The following is a 22,305-nucleotide window of genomic DNA, read 5'->3' as shown; positions in this document are numbered from 1 at the left end:
TGTCTTTTCTTATTATTGATTAGTGTCCAGCACCAGGTACGTGAATAAACGTCGTATAGTAAGTGAAGCCAGCAAAGAACACTGTTAAATATGCTCCAAAGATATAGATATACATACGCTCTGAAAGGTTCAAGAAACCTAAAAGAATAAATAAACCTGTGTTAGCTAAAAATAATAATGATGCCTGATACATATCACCTAAGTAAAACATAACCGCGAAAATCCCTGTCCAGAAACCCATCACTTTATACATATTGCCCATGAGTAGTCCCCTCCTTTTGCAACCATACAGTAATCTCTTACTCATTATAAATGATTCCATTCGCAGATGTAAACTCTAGATTATCTTTTGAATGTGACAGAACCGTGGAAGTTCGATAATTTCCACAAAAATATACGAATAATAGAATGGATATGACTTTAGTGTAGCCAAAAAGATAGCACAATTACAAGTATTATGATATTAAAAGGTTAAAAATAAGGAATAATGATTGTAATTCTAGATTGGAAATGAGTTTTTGACCGCAAAATTAAATTATTCTTCGAGTAATGGAAAACAAAATTGATTTTTGTTGCAATATAAGCGTGCATTTTTTCATTTTAGGGAATTATATTCCATTTTTCTTCTACATTGACTATACTATTTTTAACAGGAAAAGAGCGGTCCTTCCCTGTTATGGGTGATTGGTATAATTCATGACTGACCTATTGAATGTAATTGAGAAGAAGAGTGAAGATTTGATTAAGCAAGCGGTATTAGCTCGGGCTTCGGATATTCATTTAATTCCAACAACAGATCTCTATACGATATATTTTCGATTACATGCCAAACTTGTCCCTGCAGGTAAGCTTCACCTGGATATTGGGGATCGCATGATATCGTACTTCAAATTTTTATCCTCTCTTGACATCAGTGAAAAAAGAAAACCTCAAAGTGGCTCATTTCAACAAAGTTTCAACTCTCAAGTTTGTTCTTTTCGTGTTTCAACGCTGCCATCTGTCCAAAATAAAGAAAGCCTTGTTATTCGAGTTCAATTACATGATGACTCTAAACCTTTACATGAGCTTTCACTTAATAAAGAAACTACCAAAGTATTGCACCAATTAATGATGGCTCGTCAAGGACTTATTTGTATCACAGGACCGACCGGTTGTGGAAAAACGACCACCATGTATTCCTTGACTAGTTACAGTGCACACAAACTCAGGAGGCATGTAATCTCTTTAGAAGATCCAGTAGAAAATAGTCAATCTCACTTACTTCAAATCCAAGTAAATGAACGCTCTGGTATTTCCTATGCCTCTGGATTAAAAGCGATTTTACGACATTCACCCGATGTCATCATGATTGGTGAGATTCGAGATGCTGAAACGGCTCATGCAGCAGTTCAGGCATCACTGACTGGACATTTAGTAATTACTACTGTTCATGCGAAAAATCCGGTTGGTTGTTTGTACCGGTTAATGGATTTAGGAATACCCCTTGACGATTTACAACAATCAGTCATTGGAATCACAAGTCAGCAACTTGTGATCACGTCCTATGTGAGAGAAGACAGCCGAATCAGACCAAATCGTTCATCTTTGTATGAAATATTATATGGGCACACACTTGAACGGGCTTTTGCAACTCTAAAAGAAGGTGAAATTTTTAATATGCCCCAAGAATCAACTCTCTTCTATCAATATGAACAAGGGGTTGAGATGGGTGTTATCCAAGTATCTCCGACCACAAACTAATGTAAAGGATCGACAAATTCCTAAAATAAAACAAGCTCAGTTCATGAATCGATTATCTTCTTTATTAGCTGAGGGTTACACATTTTATGCTTCTCTCACAATGCTTTTGCCACACCATGTGAAGTCCAGTACAGAGGCACAAAATCAACTCTCGTCACAACTCAAAAATGGCGAAGGAGTAACTTCGATATTACTAACATTAGGAATTCCAAGAAGTTATTTATTATCGGTTCAAATGGCCGAATCTCATGGTAAGTTACATCAAGCGTTACTAGTACTTCACACGCATATAGCGATGGTCGACAGGGCTAAAGCGAGTTTGAGAAAAGTTGTGATGTACCCCATCTTTTTGTTTTTAATGCTAGCGGGATTGTTTGTAGCTTTTCGGACATATTTCCTACCCAATATGAAAACTCTAGCTTCATCGCGACAATCTGCAACGTCGACTGAATCAATGAACTGGACAGGCTTATTATTGCATCTTCCTGATCTGTTATTAGGATGTTGTTTAGTAATCCTTTTCATTTCTCTGGTTTTCAGATGGACGGTTAAAAGACGCCCAGTGTCTCAGCAAATCAAAATTTTACAACGAACACCGTTGCTTTCGAATTGGATAAAATTGACGCTCACTAGAAACTTTGCTCAAGAATTAGGCACATTATTAGCCAGTGGACTATCACTACAACTGGCTTTAAATAGTCTTAGACACCAAAACTATCAACCGTATATACAAAATGTTGCTGAAAATATTTATAACTCGGTGTCTTCTGGAGAATCATTGAAACATGCAGCCATGTTAACTGATATTTTTAAGGATGATTTTTCAACATATATTTCCCATGGAGAAGTAAGTGGTCATTTAGCTCGGGAATTATTAATTTATAGTGAATTATTAAATGAACATTTAGAAAGCAGTTTGACGAAGTGTTTAGCTTTTGTTCAGCCTATATTATTTGGTGTATTAGCCATTTGCATACTAGCTGCGTATTTATCAATTCTGCTACCTGTTTATGGAATGATTGATTTTATTTAATAGGAGGAAGACAAATGAAAAAAATAACATGTCAAAAAGGATTCACTTTAATTGAAATGATGGTTGTTTTGTTAATCATCTCTGTTTTAATTTTAATTGCTATTCCTAACGTGACGAAGCATTCAGCAACTATAGATGATAAAGGGTGCGAAGCTTATATAAAAATGGTTCAAGGTCAAGTAGAGGCTTATCGAATTGATGAAAAAAAGATTCCTACAATCGATGACTTAGTTCAAAATGATTATTTAATCGAAGGAGAAACGGTGTGTCCCAATGGAGTCGAGGTAGAGATCGATTCATCTACGGGATTAGTTACAGCAGTAACTGAAGATGTCACTGGATAACAAAGGATATACACTTCTTGAATTACTACTTGTCCTCATCATCGTTGTAGTAATTGGCTCTTGTGCATTGGTTATGAATAATCGGTACGTTGAAAAACATACTTTCGACTTATTTTATAATCAATTAATTCTGGATACGAGACACTTACAATTAACTGCGATGAATGAAAGAAAAAATATCACATTGAGCTTTGATTCGGGAGGAACTCGATATGCAGGGAGAAAATCTTTTTTTGAGTCGGTATTTAGAAGAGAACTCCCCCCTGGATACAGATTGTCAACACGAAGCAATTTACAAGAACTATCCTTTCATCCGAATGGGACAATTGTAAAGTTTGGAACGCTTACTTTTGAAACACCTTCAGGAATAAAAATCATTCATGTATATATAGGGAAAGGGCGGATGACTCTTGAATAATGAAAGAGGTTTTTCATTCGTTGAAATGATTCTCACGATGAGTATTTTATTCACGCTGTTCGGTTCGTTATTGCCATTGAGCAATCTTATGATGATGAATTTAGCGGAAAGGAAAGTATTGCTACATGTGGCCATTACAAAAAACCAAGCTGCTACAGCCATTATGAACGGAAAAGGTTCAGGCGTTGTCATCCTAGATGGAATTGACTTTACATGGGAATGGAATCAGCCGAGTCTATGTGTGAACTATGCATTTTTTGAAGTGAGTTATGAATCATGCGATATGTATTAACAAATAGAGGCTACACACTTGTAGACGCAATCATTCAATTAGTCGTCCTGTTGTTATTTTCACAACTCCTCATGTTTTATTATGTTTGGTTCAATCAAATAGAAAATAATTTTGTGCTTACGGAAGAAATCGAATGGGAAATGTTTGCGCTTGATATGGAGAGTTATCTATCCTCTGTCACAACACTTGAAGAACAAGAAGATCGAACGGGGATCCGATTTACAAAAGATGGGCAAGAATTTGACATTGAATGCTCTTCAACAGTCATTCGAAAACAAAAGTTTAGACTTGGGCACGAAATAATGTTAACGGGAATAAAATTATGTAAACTAGAAGTTCTCCAAGATCAAGTTGTGGTTCAAGTGGAGTTTAGTAATGGAGGAAAAGAGGTTCGCACATTTGAAGTATTTGTATCCACGCAATGATTCCGGTTTCTTACTACCAGTGGCAATTATATTATTATTTGTTGTTTCTGGACTTCTCCTTTACTTCGTAATGTCTTATGTATCTCAAATGAATATATATGAGATGTTGGAAAGTCATTATTTATCTGCTACTATTAAAAAAATGGAAAATCAGCGATAGTAGTCGATTTATGATGATTTGTAGTGAACGGGGTAGGATGATGAAGAAAATTTACTTAATTGGTTTTATGGGATCAGGTAAAAGTGCAATTGGACGACGATTAAGTTTTTTGCTTAAAATTCCTTATTACGACATGGATCAAGAAATTGTAAAGAAAATGGGCATGAGCATTCCGAGAATTTTCGAAAAGTATGGCGAGGCTTTCTTCCGACAACAAGAGCACGAATATCTTAAAACGTTTCGAGATGAATGGTGTATCATTTCAACTGGTGGAGGTGTTGCGGTTAACCCAAGCAATAGTAAGCTAATGCGACAAACAGGATTAGTGTTGTTTTTAGATGCTACGTTTGTGGATATTTGGAAAAGAATCTCTCGGGATGTCAACAGACCTATTGTGCAGTCTTCGTCGCGCGAAGAGCTGGAAACATTATTTACGAAAAGAAGACGATTTTATAAATCTGCAGCTCATATACTAATTAGAACCGAGGGGCGCTCATTAAGACAAATAACTGAATATGCTGCATTCCAAGTTAATCGGTTAAAGTCGAACGATATGAATTGAACTTCATTTAATGTTCGTCTTTTGATGGGAAATGCAAAAATGATTGCGATTTCTTTTAATCAATGTTAGGATATACACAAAGCCATAAGGGCTTTTGTACATTGATTTCTTTATATGCCAAAACACATGTTTTGGGCGGATGAGTATACGGGGAGAGAACGTGCTGGTCACGTCGCCGAAGGAGCAAGTAGAATCTATGAATCTCTCAGGCAAAAAGACTCGTATAGGACGCATCTCTGGAGAATGCTAGTATTTATTATAGCTACCAAAGAGGAAAGCCGATATCAGGTAAACTTTCAGGTACCAGGACAGAGAATTCTCATTAATAGGGGATTCTCTGTCTTTTTTTGTGCCGTTATGCGAAGAGGAGGAAATTAAATTGTCGGAAAATTTAAAACGCACGCCTTTATTTGATTCGTATAAGACATACGGAGGAAAAACAATTGATTTTGGAGGATGGGAATTACCTGTTCAATTTTCTAGTATAAAAGAAGAACATGAAGCTGTTCGAACGAAAGCTGGAATGTTTGATGTGTCGCATATGGGTGAGATTATCGTTCGTGGGGAAGATAGCCTGCCATACTTACAAAAATTACTAACCAATGACGTATCCAAATTACAGGATGGGCAAGCTCAATACAATGCAATGTGTTACACAGATGGCGGCACAGTAGATGATTTGCTTGTTTATAAAATTGCTGATCATGATTATTTGCTAGTTGTAAATGCTTCTAATATCGAAAAAGATTTCGATTGGATGCAAAAGAATAGTATAAATCATGTCACTATACATAATGTTTCAGACTCATATGGCCAACTTGCGTTGCAAGGACCTTTAGCTGAAAAAGTATTACAACGATTAACCAAAGAGGATTTAAGTGAAATCGGATTCTTTAAATTTAAATCAAATGTAAAAATTGGCGATTATGATGCATTAGTATCGCGAACTGGATATACGGGTGAAGATGGATTTGAGATTTATGGGGATCCAGCAGAAATCGTTGCATTATGGGATTTGATTTTAGAAGAAGGGAAAGAAGACGGTGTTCTACCATGTGGTCTTGGAGCTCGAGATACTCTTCGATTTGAAGCGTGTTTAGCACTTTATGGTCAAGAACTGTCTAAAGATATATCTCCTCTTGAAGCGGGTATTGGCTTTGCGGTGAAATTGAAAAAAGAGAACGACTTTATTGGCCAAAAAGCGCTTGTTGAACAAAAGGAATCTGGCATTCCTCGCAAAATAGTAGGACTTGAAATGATTGATAAAGGGATTCCTAGACATGGTTATGCAATCTATAAAGATGACCAAAAAATCGGAGAAGTAACAACTGGTACTCAGTCTCCAACATTGAAGAAAAATATTGGTTTAGGCTTAATCGACAGTCAATTTAATGAGCTTGGTACTGAAGTTGAAGTGGAAATTCGTGGGAAACGATTAAAAGCTGTCACTGTGGCGACACCATTTTATAAACGTCAAAAATAATTGTTGGAAAGAGGTTGTGACTCAATGAAACATCGTTATTTACCTATGACAGAGCAAGACCAAAAGGAAATGTTAGAGACGATTGGTGTTTCTTCTATAGATGAACTATTTTCAGACATTCCTGAAAAAGTGCGTTTTCAGGGACAATATAACATTAAACCAGCAAAATCAGAGTCTGCTTTATTGAAAGAGTTGTCAGCAATGGCTGCAAAGAATGCAGATAATAAAGCCTATGCTTCGTTCTTAGGTGCTGGAGTTTACGATCACTATAAACCGATTATTGTCGATCACGTAATATCACGATCAGAATTCTATACAGCTTACACACCGTATCAGCCTGAAATATCACAAGGTGAATTGCAAGCGATTTTCGAGTTCCAAACAATGATTTGTGAATTAACTGGGATGGATTTAGCAAACTCGTCAATGTACGATGGCGGAACTGCGTTAGCGGAAGCTGGGATGCTAGCAGCTGGTCAAACAAAACGTAAAAAACTACTCATTTCTGGGGCAGTTCATCCAGAATCACAGGAAGTTGTACGTATGTATGCATTGGGTCAATCGATTGAAGTTGTGCAAATTCCAACCAAAGATGGAATGACAGATATTGATGCTTTAAATGAGATGATCGACGACAATACAGCTGCTGTGTTAGTTCAATATCCAAACTTCTATGGTCAAGTTGAAGACTTACGTAAAGTGGAAGCTATTACACATGATGTTAAAGCACTGATGGTCGTTTCTTCAAATCCACTTGCCCTTGGTATCTTGACTTCACCTGGGAAATTGGGTGCAGATATTGTAGTTGGAGATGCTCAACCATTCGGAATTTCCGAATCGTTTGGAGGACCTCACTGTGGTTACTTTGCTGTAACAACAAAATTAATGCGCAAAGTTCCAGGTCGTTTGGTTGGTGAAACAACTGATGAAGTTGGCCGTCGTGGTTTTGTATTGACTTTACAAGCTCGCGAACAACATATTCGACGTGATAAAGCCACATCAAATATTTGTTCTAACCAAGCGTTGAACGCCCTTGCAGCCGCTGTAGCTATGACAGCTCTTGGTAAAAAAGGCGTTCAGGAAATCGCAACTCAAAATATATTAAAAACGAACTATGCTAAAAAAGCGTTTGAAGCAGCTGGATTTGAAGTTGTGTTCCAAGGTGCTCACTTTAACGAAATCGTTGTAAATGTTCAAACTTCCATTACTTCATTGAACAAAGAATTGCTGAAAAAAGGCATAATTGGCGGCTTTGATTTAGGTAAAGTTGAGGGAACGTTAGAAGGATACGCTCTAATTGCTGTCACTGAACAACGTACGAAAGAAGAAATCGATGCACTTGTGCAAGAAATGGGGACTTTCCGTGCATAAAGATAATCAACCACTAATATTTGAAATAACAAAAGAAGGCCGAGTTGGATATAGCTTACCGGAACTTGATATTCCAGAAGTAGATTTATCTTCGTTATTACCTGACGGGTTGCTACGCGAAGAACCAGCGGAACTTCCGGAAGTATCAGAACTAGACATCATGCGTCATTACACCGCACTTTCAAAAAGAAATCACGGGGTTGATTCTGGATTCTACCCACTAGGATCTTGTACGATGAAATATAACCCGAAAATCAATGAATCGGTTGCACGATTCCCTGGTTTCGCTAATATTCATCCATTACAAGATGAAGAAACTGTCCAGGGGGCAATGGAATTATTGTACGACCTTCAAGAGCATTTAATTGAGATCACAGGTATGGACGAAGTAACGCTTCAACCTGCTGCTGGTGCACATGGTGAATGGACTGCGCTAATGATGATTCGTGCATTCCATTTAGCAAATGGGGATACACAACGAACTAAAGTTATCGTTCCAGATTCTGCTCATGGCACGAATCCCGCATCAGCAACGGTTGCTGGGTTCGATACGATCACGGTAAAATCCAATGAACATGGGTTAGTTGATTTAGAGGACTTAAAACGCGTAGTAGGCGACGATACAGCTGCCTTAATGTTGACAAACCCGAATACACTTGGTTTATTTGAAGAAAACATATTGGAAATGGCTGCAATTGTCCATGGTGTTGGTGGTAAATTGTATTATGACGGTGCCAACTTGAACGCGGTAATGTCAAAAGCACGTCCAGGAGACATGGGCTTTGACTGTGTTCATTTAAACTTGCATAAAACATTTACTGGTCCACATGGTGGAGGTGGCCCAGGTTCAGGTCCTGTTGGTGTGAAAGCTGATTTGATTCCATTCTTGCCAAAACCGGTGTTAGTGAAAACGGAAGAAGGCTATCATTTCGATAGCAACCGTCCACAGTCAATTGGCCGAGTGAAACCATTCTATGGAAACTTTGGAATCAATGTGCGTGCATATACCTATATTCGTTCAATGGGTCCGGATGGTTTGAAAGCTGTAACTGAATACGCTGTATTGAATGCAAACTATATGATGCGTCGTCTCCAACCCCATTTTGATTTACCTTATGACCGTCATTGTAAACACGAATTTGTATTAAGCGGCCGTCGTCAAAAGAAACTTGGCGTACGTACACTTGATATGGCAAAACGATTACTTGACTTTGGTTACCATCCACCAACCATTTACTTCCCATTAAACGTGGAAGAGGGCATGATGATTGAACCAACGGAAACGGAATCAAAAGAAACGCTAGATGCTTTCATTGATGCAATGATTCAAATTGCAAAAGAAGTAATAGAAACACCAGAAATCGTTCAAGAAGCTCCTCATACGACAGTAATTAAACGTTTGGATGAGACAAAAGCTGCACGTACACCAGTTTTACGCTATAAAAAAGCCTGATTATTTTTTCAAGCATATACAAGGAGAGCCCACATACTGTGAGCTCTCTTTTGTTTAAATGTATGAAAGTATAAAATAGGGAACTACCCCGAACCGAGTGTTCAAGCTTTTCCTACCCTATCAAAGATGTCACTGGAAAATTTCGCAATTATAGTGGACTAAATATTTCCTATAATACCGCTTCGGCTACCACCTGAAAGGCGCATGCGCTGGTTCTCCATAGATGGTTTATTGCATCTAATTCAAAAGATGAATTTTGGCACTGTTAGTATTTCTTTTTTGAGTAGGTTATTATTACGTTTACATCTACTGGTACGGGTAGATCATGAATACAGGAGTTTTATGAAATTAAAGAAGGTAGAGGGAGGTCGAAATTTCATCTTTGCCGATCGTTTACTTAAGGAAGCAACTATTCACTAGTTGCCCAATTCAAAGACACTGTGACTTAACAGAACGCATGGGGGCGACGGATACATATCGGACAGAAGGTGGTCTGTAAAAAGAGGGGTGGCAGAGTGACGAAGTCACCGCCTATCCCTCTTTTTTAGAACATGGTGTAGTAGTAAAGCGGCGTCCAAAGCACCTGGAATTCTGTGAGTGTCAGTGAAATGATAAAACCTCTTTAGGTCATGGTGCAACACTCAGCCATCCATCTCGATCGGAGAACCAGAGAATCTGGGTGTGAAAGTAATCCTTTTCAGTTTTCAATTACACTAAAGGAGCTGGCGTCATTTTGGCAGGTTTTCTTAGTTAAAATCCAATCGCTGTTTCTGCGTTTTCCCAATCATTTTTTTTCGAACGTTTATTTTGCTTTTGTAATTCTTGTATCCGATCCTGATAAGCAAGTTCTCCATCATAATGCCAATTTAAAGCAACAGACATATATAATTCATTTAATTGTGAAATGGATAATCCTTTTGTAAGCTTTGCCATATCAACCAATTGATCTGCAGAAAAAATATTCTTTAAATCTAATTTCTTCAAATAATATTCACGAACTTGAACAGATGGTGATGGTATTTCGTATGCTCGGTCAAATCTACCGGCACGATTGATCAATGCTGGATCGATTTTTTGAGGGTAGTTTGTCGTGCCGATTATAAACAGTCCTTCTCGTGATTGAGTGCCATCCAGTGTGTTTAAAAAGACAGAACGTGTATAATCCGGCATCGAGTCAATATCCTCGATTACTAGGATTGCTGGAGCTAGTCTTGTGACAATACCAAATACTTCTTGTATGGAATGACTTCCTGTAAATTCAGTTATTTGCCAATACACAACAGGTGCATTCGTAGTACCAGTGATAGACTTAACTAATGTAGTTTTTCCGTTTCCAGGTGAGCCATAAAGCAAAATCCCTCGCTTATATGGTAAACCGTACTCCTTAAAGAATTGTCCATCTGCAGTGAAGAATTGGTCGATGGAACGAAAGATGTCTTGTTTAATCGTATCCTCTAACATAACCTCTTCACGACTAACTCCAGAGTGTTCGCCGTAGTTTCTCCGTTTCACACCCTCTTCTGTATCCACCAAGTAAGTAACTGACTGCATCAACATTTGGCGCAGTTTTTCATTGACATCTTGTAAAAATGCTAGTGCTTTCTCAGTGGACTGTGCAAAGCATTGCAATTCTGGCCAGCTATGGTCGGATGTGTAGAAATAAATACCTGCTAAAGCAATTTCATGTTCAGGAAAATAAATGAGTTGGTTTTCAAATGTATTGACAATCTGCAATTGGCTATCGTTAGTATCATCTGAAGTAGTTGCTACTTTACCAAGCGTGCGAGATTCATATATATGACAAAGCGATTCGAAATTCAACAGTCCTTTTTCCATCATTTCAAGGACATTGGTATCTAGTTGTGAAATCGTTTCATGAATGTAAATATGTTGCCATGGACCTGGCAATTTATTTTCAAGCGTTTCAATTATTCGATTAGAGACTATTGCAGCATCCGCATAGTGCGGTAGTGAATGTCTAGTATCTTCATTGTGAGGAAATAGTGTGGTTGGTTTCAAGTTAGCCTCCTAAGGATATGACTCAAAAAATTAAACGATTCAGTTTAAAAAAAGTTCCTCCTAAAGGAAGAACTTGTCCTGTATTATTTTGTTTTTATTTTACCAGTCCACTGACGGAAACCGCCTTGTAACTGAAAAATTTGATTATAGCCTTTTTTCTTTAACAATAAAGCTGTTCTTGCACTTCTTGCGCTGTTTTGACAGTATAAATACACGGGTTTGTCAGGGCGTATTTCTTTGTAGCGTTGTCGCAATTGTGATGAAGGAATGTTTCTAGCCCCTAGAATGTGTCCACCTTCAAATTCTTTTGGTTCACGAACATCTACTAGTTGAGCTTTACGATATCCTTCAATAAACTGTTCTTGTGTTAAACCTGTAACTGCTTTTTTCAGTCGGAATGATGACACTAAAAAATAGACCAATATCCCGACAAGAGCGGCAGCGATGACATATAAAATTTCCACAACAACTTTCCCCTTTCTATCTCTATATCTATTATAAAAGAAAGTATAGCCACAATACAATCTGTTTGTTAATATGGATAACATTGCAAGGAGGTAGTTACATGACAAAACCAACCTGGTACTTTATTAATTCAGGTGCTTGTAGTCCATCCTTTAATATGGCTTTAGATGAAACATTGCTTGATTGGCATAGTGAAGGTATCCTTCCACCAATTCTACGTTTTTATGGATGGAATCCGCCGACCTTATCAATTGGCTATTTTCAAAATGTGGATAAAGAAATTAATATGGAAGAAGTTAAAAAACACAATTTAGGATTTGTTCGTCGACCTACTGGTGGACGTGGCGTTTTACACGAACATGAATTAACATATAGCATTATTGTTAGTGAAAATTACCCAAACATGCCAGTTACAGTGACCGAAGCGTATCGGGTACTAAGTGAGGGGTTATTAATCGGTTTCCAAAACCTTGGGTTAGATGCTTATTTTTCGGTGCCTGACACAGCGGAAAAAAAGAATGATTTGAAAAATCCAAAAAGTGCTGTTTGTTTTGATGCACCTTCATGGTATGAATTAGTAGTTGAAGGTAAAAAAGTAGCCGGGAGTGCACAAACACGACAAAAAGGCGTAATTCTCCAACACGGTGCTATTTTACTGGATTTAGATGAAGATAAGTTAGTATCACTTTTTAAATACTCTTCGGATGCTGTCAAGGACCGTGTCTGTAAAGGTTTGCCAAGTAAAGCAGTAGCAATCAATCGTTTACGGGATACGCCTGTAACCATTGAAGAGTGTGTTAAAGCTTTTAAAGAAGGATTTAAAGCAGGATTAGATATTGATTTGCAACCTTATTCACTTACTATTGATCAGCTAGAATATGTTCATGCTTTAGAAACAAAACGATATGCGAATGATGAATGGACATATCGAAAATAATGTCGTAATAAATCGGTACCTAATCTATTAAAAATCTATTAATCATACAGATTAATGCAATCTATTTAACTAGTCTATTTGGACTAATTTAATCGAGAAATTAAGCCCAAAAACCTATAGACGGTGATTTGTATAGGTTGGGAGAAGAATCTATTATTTGCAGAAGAATTCAATATGTAGTACCCTTATTTCATAAGTTATACTATATATAGTGTTTTTTCACTTTATAGGTGCTGCTCTATCAAATGAGGAGGAATAAAATGGTACTATTATCAAATCAAAACCATAATAAGTTAAACGTTGAATCTTTAAACAAAGACATCGCATTATTTCCACAAGTATATCCAATAACCACTGACATGACATTAACTCACAAGGGTGTTTCTCGATTAGTCATGATTGACCGCTATTCATTTAAAGACACGGAGAAAAAGACGTTAAAAGTAGGAGATTTTGTCGTATTGACGGTAAAAGAAGACCCGAAATTCCCAGCCCGTGGACTAGGTTATATTGTATCGATTGATCGAACTACGAACAAGGCACAAGTATTAATTGAAGAGAGTTATAGAAGTGCGATTGATGACCCTGATGAACAAGAATTAGGAATCGTTACTCGTTCAGTTCATGTTATTGAAAAGCCACTTGAAGTTTTTTACGAACAAATCGCTAAACGAAATGCTACAGGGCTTGCTTCTGTTGAAAAGACAGAAGAAAAACGGAGAGTATGGTTTGAAAAGTTTTATCAACAGCTGGTTTCGTTAAAATTCATTCCTGCTGGTCGCGTAATTTATGGAGCGGGAGCAGAGACGGATGTAACATATTTTAACTGTTACGTAATGCCTTTCGTCCCCGATTCACGTGAAGGGATTTCAGATCACCGTAAGCAAGTAATGGAAATCATGAGTCGTGGTGGTGGTGTTGGTACCAATGGTTCAACACTTCGTCCAAGAAATACACTTGCACGTGGCGTTAACGGAAAATCGTCTGGATCGGTGTCATGGTTGGATGATATTGCGAAATTAACACACTTAGTCGAGCAAGGTGGCAGTCGTAGAGGTGCCCAAATGATTATGTTAGCGGATTGGCATCCTGATATTGCAGAATTTATTATCTCGAAAATGCAGAACCCAAGAATTCTCCGTTTCTTAATTGAAAACACAAGCGATGAAACCATTAAACAATTGGCAAAAGACAAACTTAAATTTAAAGCTTTGTCGCAACAAGAAGAAGCCATGTATCAAGGGATTGTTAATTACAAAACCATTCCTGGTCAAGGTGGATTTAATAACGCCATTATTCGAGATGCAGAGACAAAATTAGAGGATGGTGGAACATTCAGTGTTCACAACTCAGAGTTTCTAACTGGTGCCAATATTTCAGTTACATTAACCGATGATTTTATGAGAGCAGTTGAAGAAGATTCAGATTATGATCTACGATTCCCGGCTGTCGAATCGTATACGCCGGATGAAATGGCAGACTACAATGAAAAATGGCATGAAATTGGCGACGTAAGAGAATGGGAAAAACTTGGATATGAAGTGCGTACTTACCGTACCATGAAAGCGAAAGAATTATGGAACTTAATAAATGTTTGTGCAACGTATTCTGCAGAACCAGGAATTTTCTTTATTGACAATGCAAATGACATGACGAATGCAAAAGCATATGGACAACAAGTTGTTGCAACGAATCCATGTGGCGAACAACCTTTAGCACCATACTCTGTTTGTAACTTAGCAGCAGTGAACTTAGCGCAATTTGCAAATAAAGAAACTAAAACTGTAGATTTTGAGAGTTTAAAAGAAACAGTACGTGTTGGTGTTCGCATGCAAGACAACGTGATCGATGCCACGCCTTATTTCTTGGAACAAAATAAAGTACAAGCGCTAGGTGAACGACGAGTAGGTCTTGGAGTCATGGGCCTAGCTGATCTTCTCATATATTGTGAAAAAGAATACGGTTCGGCTGAAGGTAACATATTGGTCGATCAAATATTTGAAACAATTGCCGTTACGGCATATGAAACCTCTGCAGATCTTGCAATTGAACGAGGCAGTTTTCCATTTTTACAAGGTGAAAACGAAGACGAAACAAGACGTTTGCGTGAAGCATTCACGAATACAGGATTTATGAAAAAAATGCCACAACATATTCGTGAGAAAATCAGTGCGAGCGGCATCCGAAATTCTCATTTATTGACGGTCGCACCAACTGGGTCTACTGGGACTATGGTCGGCGTTGCTACGGGGTTAGAACCTTATTTCTCCTTCACATATTACCGTAGTGGACGTCTAGGTAAATTCATTGAAGTGAAAGCGGATATCGTACAAGAATATTTAGCAAAGAATCCAAGTGTAGATGAACAAAACTTACCAGAGTGGTTTGTCGCTTCAATGGAGTTGGCACCAGAAGCTCATGCGGATGTTCAATGTATTATTCAACGTTGGATTGATAGTTCGATATCTAAAACCGTAAATGCACCTCGTGGCTATACGGTTGAACAAGTTCAAGGTGTCTATGAGCGTCTTTATCGAGGTGGAGCAAAAGGTGGAACAGTTTACGTGGATGGAAGCCGTGATGCGCAAGTATTAACCCTTAAGGCTGAAGAAAACGTAATGGATGACCATCATCAAGAAGAACAAGTGATTCAAAAACGTCCAATTGTTTTGGTTGATACGATTCAAGCCTTGCGTTCAACAAATGTGAACATCGGATCAGAAGTAGGGAATACCTGTCCAGTTTGCCGTCAAGGTACGGTAGAGGAAATGGGTGGGTGTAATACTTGTACGAACTGTGGTGCACAATTAAAATGTGGATTGTAGAAAGAAAAGCATAGGAACCACTCTTAATCGAAAATCAAAAAGGGGCTGTCCCAAAAGTCATAGAAAATGACTTTTAAGGGCAGCCCTCTTTTTATATAAAAATGATGCTGTTGATTTCCGTTACAACGTACTTTCATGTTTCGAAGCTAGCGTAGCGATGCAGAAACAGGCGGACGTTTTCCGCGGGGCGGGCTGTGAGCCTCCTCGGTCGCTTCGCTCCACTGCGGGGTCTCACCTGTCCCGCTGATCCCGCAGGAGTCGCCGCCTTCCACTACAATCTATAAAGTGTTTAAAAATCAACGTTATATACAACCTAGCAATAAAAATAAGATTCGCGATAACTTCTTACCTCGCCTGGATAAATATAGACAACAACATGAAATTACTTAGAGAAACTAGCAGCGTCTAGTTTAGCGATGCCAAAAACGGTGATCGCCGATGCGGGTTATGGAAGATTAGGGACTTATTAGACAGCCCGTTTTTGAATTCAGTTAGCATAAACAATAAGAATAAGGATAAATTCACTAAATTATTTGGGTAAATCACTATCAAGCTGAATAGAGTGTGCAGCTTAAGTCAAAATTGAGGGGTAGAAAGGATTGTGATTAGAATGAAAGGAACACACTTTTTATGGATTTCTTCAGCTCATGCATTCGTACTAACTTGTATGATCGGTTTTCTGCATGTTTTTAATTTTATTTCGTGGCACCCATTAAATTGGACAAAAAGATTGCTCTTTTATCCTACAGCACCCAAAGAGTTAAAGTGGGTTTTTACATTTGTGCTGATTTTTATAGCAATATCAGTCTTTATGTGCATTTTATTGATCGTCAAAAAGTTTCCTGCCATTTACACGTCGATTGTATCGGGTTTTGCATTGTGGGTACTTCTTGAGTGGCTGATATATATGGATTTCAAGCATGTTGGTTGGCATTCGATTCCAATATTAACAGTTATACTATTAATAACACGTGCACTTGCAGAAACGATTGTCTACTATGATCGAACAGTTTACGATGACAAACGAAAGTAGTTGCTGCGTTGGCTTGTTATGATAAAATGAAGGGAGCACAATGGAATTGGAGGAAAGATGATGAAGATTCTATGTCTAAATGGTCCGAACCTAAACCGTTTAGGAAAACGTGAACCTGCTATTTATGGATCAGAAACGTTAGAAGACTTAACACAATCGCTTATCGCTCATGGTGAACGCTCGAATGTTCAAATTGACTGCAAGCAATCCAATCATGAAGGCGAATTAATAGATTGGATTCATCTTGCAGAAGATGATCAATTCGATGGCATCATTTTTAACCCAGGTGCTTATTCGCATACGAGTTACGCGATACGTGATGCAATTTCGGCCATTTCCATCCCAGTCATTGAAGTTCATATCTCTAACATCCATAGCCGTGAAAGTTTCCGTCATCAAACCATTTTGTCCGCTGTTTGTTTAGGTCAAATTTGTGGACTAGGAACATATGGCTATACTCTGGCACTAGAAACATTTTTACATAGAAGAAAAGGGGAATCTTAAATGGAGAAACTAGCCAAATTACGCCAAGCTTTAGAAGAACACCAAATTGATGCTTTACTTATTACAAGTGGGTACAATCGCAGATACATAACTGATTTCACGGGAACCGCTGGAGTTGCAGTCGTGTCGAAAGATCAAGCGGTATTCATCACGGATTTCCGATATACCGAACAAGCCGCAAAGCAGATTTCGGGATTTGAAATTGTTCAACATACCAAACCATTAATTGAAGAAGTTGGCGTACAGTTAGAAAAAATGGGTGTAAAAAATGTTGGTTTTGAAAAAGATGATATGACATATGCGATGTATGAAAGTTATAAAAAGGCTGTAAATCCTGAACTTATTCCGGTTTCGGGTTTAGTGGAAAAAATCCGCTTGATTAAGACGCCACAAGAGATTAGAATTATTAAGGCTGCCGCAGACATTGCGGATGCGGCTTTTGAACATATCATTTCTTTTATCGCACCTGGAAAAACAGAATTAGAAGTTTCCAATGAACTTGAATTCTTTATGCGCAAACAGGGCGCATCATCATCTTCATTCGATATTATTGTAGCATCAGGACTGCGGTCTGCACTTCCACATGGCGTGGCAAGTGATAAAGTGATTGAAAAAGGTGATTTTGTTACATTAGATTTTGGTGCATTGTATAATGGATACATCTCAGACATTACTAGAACAGTTGCTGTTGGTGAACCTAGCGAACAATTAAAAGAAATATACCAGATTGTCTTGGATTCACAATTATTGTCATTAGAGAAAGTGAAACCAGGCATGACGGGCATTGAAGCCGATGCTGTTGCCCGTGATTACATCAAATCAAAAGGTTATGGCGAAGCTTTTGGACATTCTTTGGGTCATGGGATTGGCTTAGAGGTACATGAAGGCCCAGGGTTATCATTCCGTTCGGAAACGGTTCTTAAGGAAAACATGGTTGTCACAATCGAGCCTGGTATCTACGTTCCTGGAGTCGGTGGTGTTCGAATTGAAGATGATATCGTAATGACAGCGACAGGAAATGAAAAATTAACACATTCTACAAAAGAGTTACTAATCCTATAATTTTGGAGGAACATAGATGATTTCAGTAAATGATTTTAAAACAGGTTTAACAATTGAAGTGGACGGCGGTATTTGGCGCGTTCTTGATTTCCAACACGTAAAACCTGGAAAAGGTGCAGCATTTGTACGATCAAAACTTCGTAATATCCGCACGGGCGCAGTAAATGAAAAAACTTTCCGTGCTGGTGAAAAAGTTGCGAAAGCACAGATTGATAATCGTAAAATGCAATATTTATATGCTAACGGTGATACACACAACTTCATGGATACTGAATCTTACGAGCAAATTGAACTTGAAACAAAACAAATCGAATATGAATTAAAATTCCTGCGTGAAAATATGGAAGTTCATATTATGCAGTACCAAGGTGAAATGTTAGGTGTTGAATTACCTAACTCAGTTGTATTAGAAGTAACAGAAACGGAGCCAGGAATTAAAGGCGATACAGCTAGTGGTGGTACCAAGCCGGCAATTTTAGAAACTGGTTTATCCGTACAAGTTCCATTCTTCATTAATGAAGGGGATAAATTAATCATTAACACGACAGAAGCTGCTTACGTTTCAAGAGCATAATAAGCACTAATTGAAAAGAGTTGCCGATTGCATTTATTGCAATCGGCAACTCTTTTTTCATGTCTGAGCTATTTTGTGCATACGATAGTAGACAAAGGAGGGGACAAGTCGGAATTTATGGATGTAATTCGGGTGGCGGGGATTGGATTAATTCTTGCATTGTTGCACCTTTTCTTTGAACAAACTGGGAAGAAAGAATTTACATTTTTTTTATTTGTGTTTGGTTATTTATATATGACAGTCGAAATGTTACGGTTCTTGCGTTATTTTTTTGAAGAAATTACGACTTTTTTTCAATGGCTCACTTTTTCGGGGTAGACCATGCAGACTATTCTTATAACAATTGTTATGATTTTCCTGTTATTACTTTTTCAACAAATTCTTCCCAAATACACACCGTTACTAATTAGTTTCTTCTTTTTTATCTTATTATCACATATTTTATTTAATTTGCTCTTTCCAGTAGTACGTACAGTACTCGAGCAAGCACCTAAAGAATCACTGCCAATTGCACGCGTACTTCTGCTCTCTGTTTTTTTAACATTTTTAGGTGAAGCTTTATCCGAATGGTGCAAAAACTTGAAATTAGATGCATTTGTCCCACTCATTTACGTTAGTTCAAATTTATTAATTCTTACGTATTGGCTACCACTCATTAAGCAAATGTTTAGTACACTGACGCGGTTGTTGATTGAATAATTCAGGTATGAAAGGGGGGGAGAAGGTTCATGCTTGAACCCTTATATGCCTATATATTTGGAGTTACTAGATACTTTATCGTTCTTATAATGGCGATCATTTTCGCGATGATTGTCGATATTTTATTTCCTAATGTTAAACGATGGACAAGACTATCTCTATTTTGCATAGCTGTTTTATATACACTCACGCCTGCAGTCCAAGCAATGAACGATATGCAACAGTTTGCCAAACAAATGATTACGGTTTTTATGAGTGTCTATCCGGTATTAACCGCAGGATTGCTAATGAACAGTGGGACAATGGCTTTTTCCATATGGAATCCAGCGTTATATGTCTTCATTCAATTTACAGTGGTATTAACAGAGAAAATTTTAATTCCACTTTTAATGACTACGATATTACTTGATTTCATTAGTCGTTTTCACCCAGCAACACCGTTTTCAAAACTGACCGATATTATTCGGACGTCTCTTCTAAGTATTGTTTCGGCAGTAGTTGTCATTTATAGTTTCTTTATTTCCGTTCAAGGATTGATTTCATGGAATATTTCAAGTGCTGTAACCGAACCAATTAAGAAAATCATTCAACAAAACATTCCTTTTGTAGGGTCATTTTTCTCTGAAAGTCTTAGTACATTTTCCCGGTTTTCATCGTCCATCACCTCCATTACTGGAGGGGGGATTGCTTTTTCCATTTTGCTGGTTGTCTTAATACCGACATTGAAAACGATTAGCGTGGCATTTTGCTATCGCCTAGTTGCTGCCATCATCGAGCCTTTTGGTCCGGAAGACTTAGCTGGATTTTTAGACGATATAGGACGGTCCATTTTCGTTCTTAGTATCTTGTCATTTCTCATCGCATTTGCCTTTTTCTATACTGCTATTTTCGTTGTGATCCTAGTGAAATTTTCACTGCTAATGAGGGGTGCTTGATGTCTGAGTGGTTAAAAGGGTTGGTGTTTATTATTCTGGTGAGTGAAATACTTCAAGCGGTTTTTGAGGAAGTGGACTCCAAAGAAAGTTTGGAGCAGTATACCAAGCTTGGACTCGCGATGTACATGCTATTATTATTCTCTTCGTTTTTCTATGAATAGTTGACGAATGCTTGTCATATAGTTTATCAAATGCCTGTCTCACTTAAGAGAGGAGCGTGTTTCTATCCATTAAACCGAATCGTATGAAGAGTGGTATTTTGCTAGCATGTCTCTTGGTATTCATGGTGTTTGTTTTGCTTAATGGTTCACTTTTCACAGGTCAAAAAGGCACAACCAGTCAGACACAAGATTCATTGACGCAAGAACAATCATTAAAGTCTGCACTTGAAAAAATGGCTGGGGTAGGTGAAGTCGAATTATTTTTTTACACAGGCATGAAAGAAACAAAAAAAGCAGTTTCGGAACAACCTAGTTTTGCTTTGTTTGATCAACAGACCAATCAACAAACTACCATTCAATCAATATTGGTTGTGGCAGAAGGTGCAAACCGTGTTCAAATTAGAGCAATGTTAACAGAATACTTATCGGCAGTTTTATTACTGCCAGAACATCGAATTGTCGTCGTCCCGATGGATGAGAAAGGGGTTTCAAAATGAAGGTCAAAAAACGTACAGTGTGGATGCTGACTTTATTAAGTCTAGTAGCAGTAATTTCGGTGTATTATGTGAACGAGCCAAACAATATGCCCTTTGATGGGTTAACTATTTTCTCAGATGAAACAAATGATTCAATGTTGACCGAAGAAACTACATCCGATGAATCAGTTACACCAGTATACGCTGAAAGTGCGTTATTTGAGGAATTGAGAATGGAAGTCTTAAACAAGCGCAGTGAACAAAGAGCAGACCTTGAATCAAGAATTGCTTCAAATGATATGTCGGCCGATGAGATTAATGAGGCTTATACTGCAATGGATGATTTAACAGTCCGTAATGCGACTGAAGGAATGCTTGAAATGCTCATTCGTTCACTAGGTTACTCAGATGCCCTTGTACAAACTGAAGCAGGGAAAGTAGATGTAATAGTGATCGCTGATGAACTTGGAAAAACACAAGCAAATGAAATTATTCACATCGTAATGAAACAATGGGGAGATGCAAAAAAGGTACAAGTATCATTCCAACCAGCTTCATAATGAACGAAAGGGCCTAAAAGGTCCTTTTTTTCATGTCCAGTTCAAGGAGCCAGCCCGCACCTTTGTTTAAAAAACTCATGCGGAAATGAATTTCTGATTTTTTCTTCCACCATTCGTAAGGAAATAGTGAATTTTGTCCTACTTCGATCAGACATTAAACCTATTAATAGGACCAACCCATAAAGAATTTCATGTTATCTATTTCAAATTTTCTTAAAAACGTCTAAAATAGAAGAGGAACGTAATCCGATACATGGTAAGGGGAGTTCGAGATGCTAAAAGTACAAGAAATACGTGAAATTATTAAATTAATCGATCACTCATCAATTGATGAATTTACTTACGAGTCAGAAGGCACTAAAGTAAAACTTAAAAAGAACAGCACACAAAACACAACTGCAGTTTTGGCACAACCAGCACCAGTTGCTGCACCAATTACTCCAGCACCAGTTGTTGTGGAATCACCAGCAAAACCAGTTAATGAAACAGTTGCAAAAGAAGAGCAAAAAGCATCAGCAATAAACGATGAAACACTTCATAAAATCACGTCACCAATGGTAGGGACATTCTACAAATCTTCATCTCCGGAATCACCAGCATATGTTCAAGTTGGCGATAAAGTTAGTGTGGATGGCGTCGTGTGTATTGTTGAAGCAATGAAATTATTCAACGAAATCGAAGCAGAAGTGTCTGGCGAGATTGTGGAAATTTTAGTAAATGATGGACAACTCGTAGAGTACGGCCAACCTCTGTTCTTAGTAAAAGCGAACTGAG

At 37.9% G+C, this 22,305-nt stretch carries 26 protein-coding genes and 1 riboswitch; of the genes, 23 read left to right on the top strand and 3 right to left on the bottom strand.

The features are described from left to right. Positions 1-19: 19 nt before the first annotated feature. Entirely contained in the window at positions 20-262 is a 243-nt protein-coding gene (locus GY23_RS05040) for a DUF2626 domain-containing protein (RefSeq protein ID WP_075618079.1), read from the bottom strand. A 434-nt stretch (positions 263-696) separates the two neighbouring features. Here GY23_RS05040 and comGA point away from each other — a divergent pair, with 434 nt between their 5' ends. The 10 genes from comGA (at position 697) to gcvPB (ending at position 9,281) form a co-directional block, all read left to right on the top strand. Next, the gene (gene comGA / locus GY23_RS05035; RefSeq protein ID WP_075618078.1) at positions 697-1,740 is read left to right on the top strand and encodes a competence type IV pilus ATPase ComGA; all 1,044 of its coding nucleotides are present in this window, start codon (positions 697-699) and stop codon (positions 1,738-1,740) included. Beyond that, the gene (comGB, locus tag GY23_RS05030; RefSeq protein ID WP_075618077.1) at positions 1,709-2,773 is read left to right on the top strand and encodes a competence type IV pilus assembly protein ComGB; all 1,065 of its coding nucleotides are present in this window, start codon (positions 1,709-1,711) and stop codon (positions 2,771-2,773) included. Before comGA ends, comGB begins: the two co-directional genes overlap by 32 nt. Before the next feature lie 14 nt (positions 2,774-2,787). Next, entirely contained in the window at positions 2,788-3,117 is a 330-nt protein-coding gene (gene comGC / locus GY23_RS05025) for a competence type IV pilus major pilin ComGC (RefSeq protein WP_075618076.1), read from the top strand. Then, positions 3,104-3,535, top strand: coding sequence for a competence type IV pilus minor pilin ComGD (comGD, locus tag GY23_RS05020; RefSeq protein ID WP_075618075.1), 432 nt, complete (start codon positions 3,104-3,106; stop codon positions 3,533-3,535). Before comGC ends, comGD begins: the two co-directional genes overlap by 14 nt. Continuing rightward, on the top strand, positions 3,528-3,827 hold the full coding sequence (locus tag GY23_RS05015; protein WP_075618074.1) for a prepilin-type N-terminal cleavage/methylation domain-containing protein: 300 nt from the start codon (positions 3,528-3,530) through the stop codon (positions 3,825-3,827). The genes comGD and GY23_RS05015 overlap by 8 nt, the downstream gene beginning before the upstream one ends. Further along, a complete protein-coding gene (comGF, locus tag GY23_RS05010; protein WP_075618073.1) occupies positions 3,812-4,252 on the top strand; it encodes a competence type IV pilus minor pilin ComGF in 441 nt (146 codons plus the stop codon). The genes GY23_RS05015 and comGF overlap by 16 nt, the downstream gene beginning before the upstream one ends. Before the next feature lie 200 nt (positions 4,253-4,452). After that, a complete protein-coding gene (locus tag GY23_RS05000) occupies positions 4,453-4,974 on the top strand; it encodes a shikimate kinase (RefSeq protein WP_075618071.1) in 522 nt (173 codons plus the stop codon). A gap of 139 nt (positions 4,975-5,113) precedes the next feature. Continuing rightward, positions 5,114-5,205: riboswitch (glycine riboswitch) on the top strand. 148 nt (positions 5,206-5,353) lie between these two features. Next, the gene (gcvT, locus tag GY23_RS04995) at positions 5,354-6,457 is read left to right on the top strand and encodes a glycine cleavage system aminomethyltransferase GcvT (RefSeq protein ID WP_075618070.1); all 1,104 of its coding nucleotides are present in this window, start codon (positions 5,354-5,356) and stop codon (positions 6,455-6,457) included. Positions 6,458-6,481: 24 nt separating this feature from the next. Beyond that, entirely contained in the window at positions 6,482-7,828 is a 1,347-nt protein-coding gene (gene gcvPA / locus GY23_RS04990; protein ID WP_075618069.1) for an aminomethyl-transferring glycine dehydrogenase subunit GcvPA, read from the top strand. Beyond that, positions 7,791-9,281, top strand: coding sequence for an aminomethyl-transferring glycine dehydrogenase subunit GcvPB (gcvPB, locus tag GY23_RS04985; protein WP_425434957.1), 1,491 nt, complete (start codon positions 7,791-7,793; stop codon positions 9,279-9,281). Before gcvPA ends, gcvPB begins: the two co-directional genes overlap by 38 nt. A gap of 750 nt (positions 9,282-10,031) precedes the next feature. Here gcvPB and GY23_RS04980 read toward each other — a convergent pair. Together GY23_RS04980 and GY23_RS04975 are read right to left on the bottom strand one after the other, a co-directional pair. Continuing rightward, the gene (locus tag GY23_RS04980; protein ID WP_075618067.1) at positions 10,032-11,300 is read right to left on the bottom strand and encodes an ATP-binding protein; all 1,269 of its coding nucleotides are present in this window, start codon (positions 11,298-11,300) and stop codon (positions 10,032-10,034) included. An 83-nt stretch (positions 11,301-11,383) separates the two neighbouring features. Further along, entirely contained in the window at positions 11,384-11,764 is a 381-nt protein-coding gene (locus GY23_RS04975; protein WP_075618066.1) for a rhodanese-like domain-containing protein, read from the bottom strand. Between the two features lie 101 nt (positions 11,765-11,865). On the opposite strand from GY23_RS04975, the gene GY23_RS04970 reads away from it, so the two are divergent. The 13 genes from GY23_RS04970 (at position 11,866) to accB (ending at position 22,304) form a co-directional block, all read left to right on the top strand. Next, a complete protein-coding gene (locus GY23_RS04970; protein ID WP_075618065.1) occupies positions 11,866-12,702 on the top strand; it encodes a lipoate--protein ligase family protein in 837 nt (278 codons plus the stop codon). 260 nt (positions 12,703-12,962) lie between these two features. Beyond that, positions 12,963-15,527, top strand: coding sequence for a vitamin B12-dependent ribonucleotide reductase (locus GY23_RS04965; RefSeq protein ID WP_075618064.1), 2,565 nt, complete (start codon positions 12,963-12,965; stop codon positions 15,525-15,527). A gap of 610 nt (positions 15,528-16,137) precedes the next feature. Beyond that, positions 16,138-16,560 carry a hypothetical protein gene (locus tag GY23_RS04960; RefSeq protein ID WP_075618248.1) on the top strand — a complete coding sequence of 141 codons (423 nt, stop codon included), beginning with the start codon at positions 16,138-16,140 and terminating at the stop codon, positions 16,558-16,560. A 60-nt stretch (positions 16,561-16,620) separates the two neighbouring features. Then, entirely contained in the window at positions 16,621-17,064 is a 444-nt protein-coding gene (aroQ, locus tag GY23_RS04955) for a type II 3-dehydroquinate dehydratase (RefSeq protein WP_075618063.1), read from the top strand. Further along, complete coding sequence (locus GY23_RS04950; RefSeq protein ID WP_075618062.1) at positions 17,065-18,126, top strand: M24 family metallopeptidase; 1,062 nt, start codon at positions 17,065-17,067, stop codon at positions 18,124-18,126. Between the two features lie 16 nt (positions 18,127-18,142). Further along, the gene (gene efp, locus GY23_RS04945; protein WP_075618061.1) at positions 18,143-18,700 is read left to right on the top strand and encodes an elongation factor P; all 558 of its coding nucleotides are present in this window, start codon (positions 18,143-18,145) and stop codon (positions 18,698-18,700) included. A 117-nt stretch (positions 18,701-18,817) separates the two neighbouring features. Continuing rightward, positions 18,818-19,018, top strand: a complete 201-nt coding sequence (locus GY23_RS04940) for a SpoIIIAC/SpoIIIAD family protein (protein WP_075618060.1) — start codon at positions 18,818-18,820, stop codon at positions 19,016-19,018. Between the two features lie 3 nt (positions 19,019-19,021). Next, positions 19,022-19,399, top strand: a complete 378-nt coding sequence (locus GY23_RS04935) for a hypothetical protein (RefSeq protein WP_075618059.1) — start codon at positions 19,022-19,024, stop codon at positions 19,397-19,399. A gap of 29 nt (positions 19,400-19,428) precedes the next feature. Beyond that, positions 19,429-20,334, top strand: coding sequence for a stage III sporulation protein AE (locus GY23_RS04930; RefSeq protein WP_075618058.1), 906 nt, complete (start codon positions 19,429-19,431; stop codon positions 20,332-20,334). Next, positions 20,334-20,495, top strand: coding sequence for a hypothetical protein (locus tag GY23_RS18410; protein WP_169834548.1), 162 nt, complete (start codon positions 20,334-20,336; stop codon positions 20,493-20,495). Before GY23_RS04930 ends, GY23_RS18410 begins: the two co-directional genes overlap by 1 nt. Positions 20,496-20,578: 83 nt before the next feature. Next, positions 20,579-20,992, top strand: coding sequence for a hypothetical protein (locus GY23_RS04925; protein WP_075618247.1), 414 nt, complete (start codon positions 20,579-20,581; stop codon positions 20,990-20,992). After that, entirely contained in the window at positions 20,989-21,531 is a 543-nt protein-coding gene (locus tag GY23_RS04920; protein WP_075618057.1) for a SpoIIIAH-like family protein, read from the top strand. Before GY23_RS04925 ends, GY23_RS04920 begins: the two co-directional genes overlap by 4 nt. A gap of 272 nt (positions 21,532-21,803) precedes the next feature. Beyond that, entirely contained in the window at positions 21,804-22,304 is a 501-nt protein-coding gene (gene accB, locus GY23_RS04915; RefSeq protein WP_075618056.1) for an acetyl-CoA carboxylase biotin carboxyl carrier protein, read from the top strand. Position 22,305 lies beyond the last annotated feature (1 nt).

This window comes from Paenisporosarcina indica (assembly GCF_001939075.1).
Classification (GTDB): domain Bacteria; phylum Bacillota; class Bacilli; order Bacillales_A; family Planococcaceae; genus Paenisporosarcina; species Paenisporosarcina indica.
Note: the sequence above shows the minus strand (reverse complement) of the source record. Positions and strands in the feature narration are given on the sequence as shown.